This window comes from Leuconostoc palmae (assembly GCF_019656075.1).
GTDB classification, from domain to species: domain Bacteria; phylum Bacillota; class Bacilli; order Lactobacillales; family Lactobacillaceae; genus Leuconostoc; species Leuconostoc palmae.
On record NZ_BPKZ01000002.1, the window covers coordinates 108,673 to 120,338 of the forward strand.

Sequence of the window (11,666 nt, forward strand, 5' to 3'; positions counted from 1 at the left end):
AACGGAACGTATCATCATCGTTAGTCTCTCCTGACATGCTTTGTTGCATGAAAAAGGTTTAGCAAAATTAAATCCAGCTTGTGGTGTAATGTTTTCAGTATTTAAAGTGTCATTGATATTCAACACAGCAACCGAAATGTCACCATTTATCCCAACTTTGTTACGACCTACATAGGTTAATTTGCCTAGGCTTTTGCCTTGTAGTGATAATTTATTAAATTTGTTAACCATTATTATATTCTCCTTATGATGTTTATCAAAAAAACAGCTATTAAGCTGTTCTTTTTTGTTACTTATTAGGTTAATTATTCCTATTTTGACATTTTTTCAATTATTTGTTGAAATTTTCCTTCTAAAATAAATTGTAAGTTTTCTTGCTTTTTATTAGTCGAGCAGTTAGCTGACATTGCTGTTCAGCGTTATAAATTGTAAAAACCGTTGAATGGCAGACAAGTATTTTGTCTTCATTCATAATATCAATTATTAGCTCATTTAACGATTGATTAAATTGAAAATTAGCTTGGTTAAAATATACCTCTGATACAAAATTAGATATTTATTTCTGAAACATACCTTTTGTCACAACAAGTTTATGACCTTTACTTAAATTGAGACTATTTGGATCAATCATCGACAACCTCCAAACGGTTATTTATAATATTTACTTTCTTGCCCAGTAATATGCCACTGTGTCCGTCTTTGAAAGTAGTCAAAAAGTTTAATACTTCGGTTACTTTTGGCATCGTCATACCTTGCGCTCCTTTTCTTATGGCGGTACCCGAGATATTGTCTCGCCTTAAAACGATGTATGGTTTGACACCTGTTTCATCGTAAATGTCATGAAGCAACATTCATCCCTCGTCTGTACCGAGAAGACCGTGCAGTCTCATATGTGGATGTTTCTGCCGAATAGTTTTGATAATAGCATAAAAGCCATCATCTTGATAAAGTTGTGGTTCAAACAAGATTTCTACTTTTTTCGCTAGACCAGCCTCTTCAATCGCTGTTTTTAGCATATATACGCGATTTTCAGCTTCGTAAAAAACTTTGCCAGTGGGAAAAAAATTAACTAATGGGTCAGCTGATGCAGACTTTTCATAATAGCGCTTACCCGCTTCCTCTTTAACAATTTCAATCATACCTTTATCTAAAAGATATTGATGCATTTTTGGAATAACGGTCGGATGAATGTATACCTTATCTAACTGACGTTCATTTATAAATTGTTTTAATATGGCAATATGTGATTTGTGCACAGGATTAAATGTACCAAGAAATAAACCGACACCACCTTTAGAAGGTATGAGGCCCCAAATATCTGTTATTAAACTTATAAATATACCAATAATACCAAGTAATAGTCCCAATACGATAAAAATTATCTGAATTTTTTTATAACCTATTGCAGCTAACGCACTAATAATCACATTAAAACTCAAAGCAAAAAAAATATTAGCAAATCGATTACCTTTAGCATGGTTGCTCATCATGATGGCAAGATATTGTAACCCTTGTGAAGCCAAAGAAGTTAAACACACTGCGCCTACTAAACCACCAACCATTCGTAAATTAGTCTCATCGATGACATGCCCTTTGATAAGTAGTCCAAGAGCAAAAAGATTATAAAGGCTTTGCCATACAAATTTAGCAAACTTGCTAGCAAACATCGAGGCAGTAAGTCTGAACGTTTGTTTTTCCAAATAGGTACTAACAAATGTAAATATAGGTAAAAATAGTGCTGTAAATATGCTAATGCCGATTAAATAACGATTGGTGTACTGACTCGTTGGAATCGCATAAGCCAAATACATGATAACTCCCATACTAAGAGCAATTTTCAAAAGAATACTGTGTAATAATTTCATAAAAAGTCTCCAATTGCGAGCAATCTCTCGTTGGCGTGCACGTTGGTTTTTAGCTAACTCACGTTGTTTAGGAGAACCATCTTGACGATGATATTTGTGGGTACGAATATTAATCAACCCTCTTTTTGACCAGTCTCGAATGGTTGAGGACGATACTTCTACGTCTTGCACGTTGCCGGCAATTTGTTCAGGCGTCCAGTGTTCCACATTAATCCAGTGTTCAATTAGTTCTTTTATTTCTGGTGTTAATAAAAGTCCTTGTCCCATACGAAAACGCTTTTTAGTAGCAATATATTGACCGCGTTGCGCCGAATACTTAATACGAGCATGAATGTTCATTCTTAATAAAGAGTGACGGTCTAGATTAGAGAAGTCTAGCACATTGCCACGGTCTAATTCACGACTAATCACTGATGGGTCATAACCTAATTGACTGAATAAAAATAGTCCAATTTATTGACTTCTGAGCATTCTAACTTGCTAACACTAATTTAATTGCAAGTAACTTACAATAATCATTGTAACACTGCATATCATTGATTCATGCCATTGAAGTCTCTTCAATAGGCAATTTCATCAATTAAGTTATGTATGTTTGATCACTGTTTCAATATCATAGTATTCATGAAGAAATCTAAAAAGTATGGTACGATTATGTTATATTTGTGAAATGAATTAATATAATACATTATAGGAGTTTCAGAGTGAATACATTTATATATGAAACGATTGTATCAATTGTTGAAGAAAAATCGTTTCAACGTGCATCAGAGAAACTAAATGTCACTGCTAGTGCTGTAAGCCACGCTATTAATCAAATAGAAAAGACATATGGATTTCCTATCTTTATTAGAAATAAATCTGAAATTAAATTAACATCAAGTGGCGAAAAAATTTATCCTGTACTCAGAAAAATAATTGCCGAAGAAAAAGAACTTGAAAAAAATGTGCAAGCTATTCGTGGTTTAGAATCAGGGATTATTAAGATTGGTGCTTTTAGTAGTGTTTGTATCAATTGGTTACCTGATATCTTGAGAAATTTTTCAAAAAAACACCCTAATATTGAAATTGCGTTAACACAAAGTAATTTTTCGGATATTAGTCAACTTGTTGAATATGAAGAGTTAGATCTCGGATTTACATTGTTGCCTGTGACGAATAACGTCAATGTAACTAATTTGTTGGAAGATGAAATCAAATGTGTTACCCCTTCTAATTTTCATCCACACAATGGTCAATCAATTACTAAGCAGGATTTACAAGGCTTTCAATTTATGCTTCAAAAAGCAGATTATGACCGTGACACCAAAAAGACATTAGATTACTATGATGTACAGCCTAATACTATTAATTTTTCTATAGATGATCAATCTATTGTATCGATGGTTGAAGCCGGCTTAGGATTTGGTATCTTACCTGATTTAGCCCTCAGAAAATTAAGTGGTGATGTCAGTATTTATCCCTTTGACGAGCCGTTTTATCGCACTATCTCACTAGTTCAAAGCAAAAATAACATTGTTTCACCGGCAGTATCGAGTCTTGTATCAGAAATAAAATCTCATTTAAAATAAAAGCAACTACTAAAAAGTAGTTGCTTTTATTTATGATAATTGTAAAACAGCTTCTAATGCTTCAGATAATTTTTTAATTCCTGTCTCGATTTGTTCATAAGAAGAGTTCGTAAAATTCAATCTGAATTTGTTTTTAATACTTCTTGATGCGTACTGTAACTCTGATGGTACATAAACAACATTCGCGTCTTGAAGAATACTGTCCAACAATAAATTTGTTGTATCAAAACTTTCCGGTAAAGTAACCCAGACAAAAAAACCGCCTTCAGGCCTTATATAAGTCGCCTTTTCTGGTAAATATTTATCAAGATTATCACACATTGCTAGACATTTTTCACGATACAACGTATTAATTTTTGCGATATGCCTATCAATATTATGATGCTCTAAAAAATCATCAATTGCCATCAAATTAATATGTGATGGTTGAACATCTAAAGCCGCTTTGACGGATAGGAAAATACTAGTTAATTCATCATTGGCAATAAGCCATCCCGTTCGCAATGCAGGAGAAAGAATTTTTGAAAAACTCGATATCAAAATTACTCTACCATTTGTATCTAAGTCAGCTAAAGACGGCTCTTCTTGACCAGAATATCTCAAATAACGATACGGACTATCTTCCACGATATAGAAATCATATTTTTCAGCTAATTGAATTAAAGTTTTTCGCTTAGCTAAACTCATGGTTGCCCCAGTAGGATTTTGAAAATCAGGTATCGTGTAAACAAATTTAATATTCGGTGTTTCCGACAAAATTTGTTCCAAAACCGTCATATCCATACCATCATGTTCAACGTTAACTTCATGATAGATTGGTTCATACCCATCAAAAGCCTCTAAAGCACCCATATATGTTGGCCCTTCAACAACAATATGATCATTTTTGTTTAAAAAAGTACGACCAACAATATCAATAGCTTGTTGCCCACCTTGAGTTAAAATAATATTACTACCATTAACATCGATGTGATAATATTTTTTTACGAGCGACACAATTTTATTTCTAAGTGCTACAGGTCCTTGAGTTGAATGATATTGAAAAATATCAGGTCCTTGATTATTAAAGGTATTCATGAATGAAGTTTTTAAAGCTTGATCTGGAAAAATAGTTTTATCAGGTAATCCCATGCCAAAAGATATATTTTTAGGGTCAGCTGTTTCTGCAAATATTTTGTCCATATTTAATGATGCTGTCATTTTATTTCGTGTAGCAATTTTAGAAATTGTCATTTCAATGTATCCTCCTTGGCTCTTGAAAATAATAGTAACCTAAATCCATAAGCTCTGTGAGGAGACGTTTTCTTTAAAAGATGAATTTTTTTCATGTTTTAAAATTTAAATTAAAAAAGTGTGCATTAACACACTTTTTTATTCTGCCAAATGAGTGTAAATATAACCATTCATTTCACTAAGAGAAGTTCTTGATGTCTTAATATTTGAAAACAATACGATATAGATACGACCGTCGTGGCTGAAACCATTTGAAATACTCCATCCAGCCAAAAAACCACGATTAACCATAAGCGCTGGGTCATTATACAATCCCATACCGTAATGTGATGCACTACCAGGTTTAAACATCTCGTCTCTACTCTGTTGACTAATTAATGTACCATCATAGAGCGCTTTATCAAAATGATACATATCATTTGCAGTCATATACATATCTCCGACACCATATAACTGTGAAAAATTAGGAAATACGCCTTTTACCAATTGAGTGCCATTATTTTGATACCCAATTGATGCATTAGGTATTTTTAAATAATTATCAGACATAAATCCAGTTGACAATAGTTTACTAGGTTTGAAAATATTTTTCTTTAAATAACTTCTATAATCTGTATTTGATACTTTTTCAAGTATTTTCGTTAAAACAACATAATTCGCATCTAAATAATGCCAGTTTCCCGGTTGTTCACTTATACCATTATCAATAATTTGTTTAAGCATCTCATCACTAGTTACATTAGCATTTGATTGATCACGACCAACAATACCTGAAGTATGATGTAATAAATTACTAATTTTGATATTATTGCCGTTTGGAAAATTTCCAATATATTTGGCCACAGGATCATTAACATTTAATAATTTTTTTTCTTGCAACTGTAAAATACTCGTTGCTATCATTAGTTTTTCAGTTGAGCCAATTGGAGAAACACTATTAGGTGTATTAACGTTATTGTTAGATAGATTAGCCAAACCATAACCCTTGCTTATAACAACTTTATTATCTTTAACAATCATAATAGTGCCCGAAAAATCTTTATTTTTAATGTAATCATCGATTTCTTGATTGTTCACAATTGTATCAAGTTTCTTAGTATTTGATTTTTCTCCTATAGTTTCCTTTTTAATAGATTTTGTAGCAGATTGCTTGTTCTGTATTTTTGATTCTTTATGATTCAAAGTATCATTTTGTTTCAGAAAATAACCACCACATATTAATATTATTATCATTGTTAAAGTCAAAAAAAAAGCCACAATCTTACTAGTCATGGTTACCCTCAAATATTTTTTATATAATAGATATTCTACACTAATTCGGAAATAAATAATATAATTTTAAACTACAGTTTAATTGAACAATAAAACTACTAGATTAAATGTAGGTATTTCGCATACCCTTCTTTTTCCATATCTTTTTTCGGTACAAACTTTAAGGCAGCTGAGTTGATGCAATATCTTAAACCACCCTCTTGAATAGGTCCATCGGTAAAAACGTGACCTAAGTGTGAGTCCGCTTCTTTTGACCTCACTTCAATTCTTTCCATACCATGAGTCTGATCCCTTTTTTCTTTGATATTGTTATCTAGAGTTGAAAAAAAAGATGGCCATCCACAACCAGCATCATACTTTTGACGTGATGTGAATAGCGGTTCCCCACTCACAATATCGACATAAATACCGTCTTCGTAAAAATTATCATACTTACCACTAAAAGGTCTTTCAGTAGCAGAATTTTGCGTGACATTATACGCATTGGCATTCAAATTTTGCAGGCGCTTGTTTTTTTCTTCTTGATTCATTGCTATTAACCTCACGCTAAAACAATTCTTTTTAGTAGGACAAATATAACATATTATAAAAGCTGTCACAATATTTATACATTAAATTAAGAAAAGTCCGTCTTATGATCTCAATGACTGACTTGCCAATAATGCCAGTCATTACTGTAACTAATAAATGTTCGTTTAATTTAATAGGCCTTCCATTTCTAATGAGATTACTTGTCCATTTTGTGTAAGAATATGGCTGTTATTAATTTTATTCATACATACTGCCCCCTCGTCTCTAAATAATTTATAATAAAAAAACGACCCAACATGGGACGTTTTTTATACTAACCTTTGAACTTTTGGATTTTGAAAAAATCTAATATAAATGTCAAAATTGGTAATCCAATAATTAATCCCCATACACCAAATATTTTTTCCATGATAATCAAGTTAAGCAAGATAACTAACATCGGCATATGTGTTCTTTGAGACATAAAATGCGGATGTAAAAAGTAAGATTCTAAGAAATGGATTAACGCCACAGCTATTAAAATAACAATTACCGTGTTCCAATTACCGATGATAAAAGCAGTAATTGTTAATGGAATCAGCGATAAAATAACTCCAACTACCGGAATAAGGCCTAGAAGGAAAATTAAAATAGTAAATCCAATAATATATGGGAAATGGAGAAACATCAATACCAATACCATTACAATAGTATTGATGAATCCTATCATTAATTGAACCTCAAATAGTCTGCCTAATATAATAATAAACCTATGAACAATAATATAAAATTCACCAAAAAACTTCTTATATGGACTTTTAATAAATGTCATTGACCAAGTTTTTAATTGTGGATATGTCATGCTGAATATAAAACTAAACAATAAAGATAATATTAACTCATATAAAACATGCCCGACTTGGTTGATTTGAGAGAAACCTTTAGAAATTAACTGTTCTGTGTTAAGTGAGTGCCTGTATTGCTCAACATTCTTGTAGATCTCTTTGAAAACACCGGTTGTATGCCAACTTGATTCTGTTGCTAGTTTAATCATGCTGTTAACTTGATGTATGACAGTATTGGCACCATGCTCAATAGCGATGATTAAAAATCCAATAAATAAAATGTAAACAATAGCAATTGATAACGGTCTCGATATTTTAGTGAAACGCTGTATGCGTTTACCAGCATTCATTGCTAAATAAGAAAAAATAGTAGTTAAAAGCAGTAATGACATGAATTGTCTCAGAAATATGATCAATAGAATGATAACTGATAACACAAAATAACGGTAATATTTTTGATTTTGTAAGGGTGATAAAAAATTCATTCCTAATACCTTTCTGAAATATTTAGTAGTACTGATAAAAATTAATTCGCAGCCAACTTCTCATTATTTTCAGTATTTGAGTCTGGGAAAAGCGTATCTGCTGAGCCAACTAATGCTTGCTGTTCAGCAGTAATATCACTACCAAATTCTTGTCCTGTTTCTTCAGCTTTCAAGCCTAATGCATCTCGAACTTTGTTTGTGATTGCTTGTCTTTGCGCAGTGGTAACACGTTGGTAAGAAACACCTTCATACATTTCGCCCACACCTTGAACCGTGTAAGATTCAACATGTTTAGTTGCATTCATATAATTAGCGCCAAGGGCAAGCATATCAGAAGCTTTCATATTCGAAGCAATATTTTTTGTCGAAGCATTGATAAACTTTGTGTCTAAGATTGTTGAGGGATTATCCTTAATCTTATTCATGATAGCTTCTAAAAGAATGCGTTGTCGTTGTGTTCGCCCATAGTCTCCTTTGGGATCTTGGTATCGCATACGTGAAAATGCTAAGGCTGCTTTCCCATCCATCTTGGTGTGTTTTTTAAATGTTACGCCATCTTTAGCATATTTAAAAGTTGTTTGCCCCTTTGTAAAATCATAAAGATCCTTACCCTCTTCATGAGCTGTTTCTTGGCTAAATTTAAAACTTAAAGGTGACTTTACTTTAACGCCACCAAGTTGATCAACAACATCGCCTAAACCGCTCATATTAACCATAGCGAAATAGTTAACAGGTATATTAAACATCTTTTGAATAGCAGAAATGGTTGTCCCAACACCATCCCCAAGTGAGGCTTTATCATCAGCAGCTTCTCTGAAAGCATAGGCTGCATTTAATTTTTGCGGAAAACTATTTTCAAAATCAGGTATGGAAGTCATAATGTCTCTTGGAATAGAAATCAGTGTTGTTGATTCTTTTTCCGGATTAACGGTGACAAGCATTAATGAATCTGTTAATCCAACACGGTCTCTACCAGATCCAAAACCACCATCTGTCCCAGTATCTGTGCCAAGCACTAAAAATGAAATCGGCTTTTTATTTTTAATTAAAGCGCTAGCATTTTTCTCTGATTTTAACCCTGTTGAATAATAGGCTTTGTCCAGTGAGCTTTTAATATTATTAGCATAAAAGATCCCAAGTCCTCCTAATACTAAAACAATTAGAGCAACTATCAATAAGACTACTTTTAATTTTCCCTTCTTCTTAACATGGGTTTTATTTCGAGATGTACGACTTAATAGTTGTTTAGATTGCAATTGCTCAGCATCTGAGCGTTTATTTTTGGTAGACATTAAAGTCATCCCCCGGGGATTATTTTATTTTATATAGTTACTAATTTAACATAAATCAATCAAAAACAAAAATTACGAGATTATCCCGTAATTTTTGTTTAGTTCGCTAATTAGTTTTTTATTATCTGGTTTCATCGCATTTTTTATTGCTACCTGAGTTAATTTCTTACGATTAGGGTTTTCAATAAATAATGGTACGATTTCTTCTACAACATCGCTTAATTCTAAACCATAAAAGCTACTTACTGAAGTCGTATGTGATTGTAACCAAACACGACTACCTATCAAGAGCCGATCCCAAGCATGAATATCAGGTAAATTTAATAAATCAGCATAATACTGAGTCGCAATAACATACTTGAAATCACCAACGTTGCCGTGCTTGTCCATAGCATATTTTTGAAATCGCGGTTTTAAAATTCCTTGTTTGATGAGGGTTGCTGCAATTTGTTTCATATAAACATGTATTCGCGGTTCAACCTTAAATCCTAAATAAAAAGTAACATGAGTATGGCGCTTATTATCTCACAAATAACAACAAAGTTAAACAAATTTGACTTAAAATATCGCTTAAATAAAAAAGTAACGTACTGACGTTGCTTTTATCTTAAATTAATTGTTCAATATCAGGTATTATTTTTATAGGATCTGTCTTTGGGGAATAACGGCTAACAGGTCGCCCTTCTCGATCAATCAAAAATTTAGTAAAGTTCCATTTGATTGTACTTCCCATTGCACTGGGCGTCCCTTTATGGACTTGTTTCCTTACCATTGACTGAAATTATTTCATGCATAGGAAATGAAACACCATATCTTAATTGACAAGCTTCTGCCGCTTCGTGACTCGAATTCAATTCTTGTTTAAATTGATTTGATGGAAATCCAAGAACAACGAGTCCCACATCTTTATATTTTTGATATAACTTTTCCAATGATTTGAACTGCTGTGCAAAACCGCATTTCGTTGCTGTATTAACAACAATAATAATATTCCCATGATATTTACTAAGAGAATAAAGTTCCCCATTTTCGGCTACCACACCAAAATCATATATATTAGCTACCATAATATCTCCTTATATAGAAAAACGGCCATTTTAAAATTAAAATAGCCGCTGTCTAAACGTATATAGTATTATTTGCTAAAATCAACTAAAATTTTAGCTTGAGACTTGTCGTGAGTTAGAGACTCAAATCCATCGGTTACAATATTATCTAATTCAATAATATCTGTAATGACAGGCTTAACGTCAATTTGTCCACCACTAACCAAATCAACCGTTTGTTTGAATGTTTCTTTAGAATATGCAATCGTTGTTGTAATCTTAATACCAGCATTCATCAATTGCATTGGATTGAAACTAATTGGTCTTGCAAAAATTGACACAATAACAACTGTTCCACGTGGCTTAGTTGCATCGATACTTTGTTCAAAAGTCTTTTGCACACCAGCAACTTCAAATGTTACATCAGCTCCGCCAGGAATAATTTCATTAATTGCTGCAATAGTCGTTTTTCCAATGGTGTTTGTTTACTCTTGAATTGCTTATAAGCTTGCTTTGTTTGTTGTTCTAGTGTTTGCACCTGACTAGGAAGTAACCCTATTAAATTATACTGTTCACGTTCTTTCTCCGTAAACGCTGTTCCTTTGTTTAAAAAAGGATTATTTAGTAATTGGTATCCCGTTGTAGTCATCATTTTTTTCCTCCAAATTTTATCGTTATTAAACCACAAGTTGACTATAACGCTGTATTTAGTTTATAGTCAAAACAGCAAAACATCATAAATGAAATTTATACTATGTGTCCTAAACGTTGATATGGAGGTTAAAGAGCGTGAATTTTAATGATTTAAATTACTATAAAAAATTATATGAAGAAAAAAATTTACAAAAGTGGCTAATTTTTTCAATATAACGCAGCCTTCAGTATCTACTGCGATTAAACGATTAGAATCATTTTTTAATACGACATTGGTCATACGTGGTACAACACACTCGATAATTAGCTTCACTGATGCAGGGAAACAACTATATCAACATACACAATCTATTTTGAATGAAATAAACAGCACAAAAATGGAATTAACTCGTTTAAAGCAACACACAACCATAATTGGTCTTCCACCCATTATTAAAAATGCTTTTTTGGTAAAATAGCAACTGCAACTAAAGAGTTCGATCGTCAGTTCAATATTCAACACATGACATTATATGAAGCCGGATCAAACACTTTAAAAAAATCACTTATCAATGGTAATATTGATATTGCACTCTTAGGATCCTTAAACCAAGATGATGATGATGATAGATTAAAAACTTTTCAACTAGCTTCAACACCATTTTACGTATTTCTATCCTCTAAACACCCTTTGGCCAACAAAAAAGGGATTGTCACAATTCCACTATTAGATAGTGTACAACCTATATTCAATATTAATATTGCTTTCAGAAAAAACCATGTTTTAACAGTCGAAGAAGAAATGCTGGTATCGGTACTATCTCAAAAAGATAATAATCACCAATATTCTATTATCGGATATAATAAATAAGATTCAATTGACAAACTTTTCAACAGAAAGTGACAAACAATAA

The 11,666-nt window shown here is 32.4% G+C and carries 9 protein-coding genes and 6 pseudogenes; 3 read left to right on the plus strand and 12 right to left on the minus strand.

Annotated features, from left to right (window positions below):
- Positions 1-51: 51 nt before the first annotated feature.
- The 3 genes and pseudogenes from K5Q12_RS07240 to K5Q12_RS02075 form a co-directional block, all read right to left on the minus strand.
- Positions 52-231: pseudogene (locus tag K5Q12_RS07240) on the minus strand (hypothetical protein); the annotation flags it as partial.
- 392 nt (positions 232-623) lie between these two features.
- Positions 624-851, minus strand: coding sequence for a hypothetical protein (locus K5Q12_RS07140; protein ID WP_246570450.1), 228 nt, complete (start codon positions 849-851; stop codon positions 624-626).
- 1,029 nt (positions 852-1,880) lie between these two features.
- Positions 1,881-2,297, minus strand: a pseudogene (locus K5Q12_RS02075) (transposase family protein); the annotation flags it as partial.
- Between the two features lie 272 nt (positions 2,298-2,569).
- Between K5Q12_RS02075 and K5Q12_RS02080 the strand changes: the two are divergent.
- A complete protein-coding gene (locus K5Q12_RS02080; protein ID WP_220742077.1) occupies positions 2,570-3,436 on the plus strand; it encodes a LysR family transcriptional regulator in 867 nt (288 codons plus the stop codon).
- 30 nt (positions 3,437-3,466) lie between these two features.
- On the opposite strand, the gene K5Q12_RS02085 is transcribed toward K5Q12_RS02080, so the two are convergent.
- The 9 genes and pseudogenes from K5Q12_RS02085 to K5Q12_RS02125 form a co-directional block, all read right to left on the minus strand.
- Positions 3,467-4,669 (minus strand): aminotransferase-like domain-containing protein, encoded by a 1,203-nt coding sequence (locus K5Q12_RS02085; protein WP_220742078.1) that lies wholly within the window; start codon positions 4,667-4,669, stop codon positions 3,467-3,469.
- A gap of 138 nt (positions 4,670-4,807) precedes the next feature.
- Entirely contained in the window at positions 4,808-5,941 is a 1,134-nt protein-coding gene (locus K5Q12_RS02090) for a serine hydrolase domain-containing protein (protein WP_220742079.1), read from the minus strand.
- Positions 5,942-6,039: 98 nt separating this feature from the next.
- A complete protein-coding gene (gene msrB / locus K5Q12_RS02095; protein WP_220742080.1) occupies positions 6,040-6,471 on the minus strand; it encodes a peptide-methionine (R)-S-oxide reductase MsrB in 432 nt (143 codons plus the stop codon).
- A 314-nt stretch (positions 6,472-6,785) separates the two neighbouring features.
- On the minus strand, positions 6,786-7,781 hold the full coding sequence (locus tag K5Q12_RS02100; protein WP_220742081.1) for an AI-2E family transporter: 996 nt from the start codon (positions 7,779-7,781) through the stop codon (positions 6,786-6,788).
- 41 nt (positions 7,782-7,822) lie between these two features.
- On the minus strand, positions 7,823-9,073 hold the full coding sequence (locus K5Q12_RS02105; RefSeq protein ID WP_220742082.1) for an LCP family protein: 1,251 nt from the start codon (positions 9,071-9,073) through the stop codon (positions 7,823-7,825).
- Between the two features lie 72 nt (positions 9,074-9,145).
- Positions 9,146-9,580: pseudogene (locus K5Q12_RS02110) on the minus strand (KUP/HAK/KT family potassium transporter); the annotation flags it as partial.
- Between the two features lie 100 nt (positions 9,581-9,680).
- A pseudogene (locus K5Q12_RS02115) lies at positions 9,681-10,140 on the minus strand (glutathione peroxidase).
- Between the two features lie 68 nt (positions 10,141-10,208).
- Positions 10,209-10,583, minus strand: a pseudogene (locus tag K5Q12_RS02120) (zinc-binding dehydrogenase); the annotation flags it as partial.
- Positions 10,556-10,768: pseudogene (locus tag K5Q12_RS02125) on the minus strand (NAD-dependent malic enzyme); the annotation flags it as partial. The pseudogenes K5Q12_RS02125 and K5Q12_RS02120, both read right to left, overlap by 28 nt.
- Positions 10,769-10,967: 199 nt before the next feature.
- Between K5Q12_RS02125 and K5Q12_RS07145 the strand changes: the two are divergent.
- Together K5Q12_RS07145 and K5Q12_RS07150 are read left to right on the plus strand one after the other, a co-directional pair.
- Positions 10,968-11,231: a LysR family transcriptional regulator gene (locus tag K5Q12_RS07145; protein ID WP_246570451.1), complete on the plus strand. Its 264-nt coding sequence runs from the start codon at positions 10,968-10,970 to the stop codon at positions 11,229-11,231.
- A gap of 44 nt (positions 11,232-11,275) precedes the next feature.
- Positions 11,276-11,623 (plus strand): LysR substrate-binding domain-containing protein, encoded by a 348-nt coding sequence (locus tag K5Q12_RS07150; protein ID WP_246570452.1) that lies wholly within the window; start codon positions 11,276-11,278, stop codon positions 11,621-11,623.
- The last annotated feature ends 43 nt before the right edge of the window (positions 11,624-11,666 follow it).

Excerpts from the sequence above, each read along its gene's own strand:
- K5Q12_RS07140 (WP_246570450.1), bottom strand. The coding sequence starts at position 851 with ATGTTGCTTCATGACATTTACGATGAAACAGGTGTCAAACCATACATC.
- K5Q12_RS02085 (WP_220742078.1), bottom strand. The coding sequence starts at position 4,669 with ATGACAATTTCTAAAATTGCTACACGAAATAAAATGACAGCATCATTA.
- K5Q12_RS02090 (WP_220742079.1), bottom strand. The coding sequence starts at position 5,941 with ATGACTAGTAAGATTGTGGCTTTTTTTTTGACTTTAACAATGATAATA.
- msrB (WP_220742080.1), bottom strand. The coding sequence starts at position 6,471 with ATGAATCAAGAAGAAAAAAACAAGCGCCTGCAAAATTTGAATGCCAAT.
- K5Q12_RS02100 (WP_220742081.1), bottom strand. The coding sequence starts at position 7,781 with ATGAATTTTTTATCACCCTTACAAAATCAAAAATATTACCGTTATTTT.
- K5Q12_RS02105 (WP_220742082.1), bottom strand. The coding sequence starts at position 9,073 with ATGTCTACCAAAAATAAACGCTCAGATGCTGAGCAATTGCAATCTAAA.
- K5Q12_RS07150 (WP_246570452.1), top strand. The coding sequence starts at position 11,276 with ATGACATTATATGAAGCCGGATCAAACACTTTAAAAAAATCACTTATC.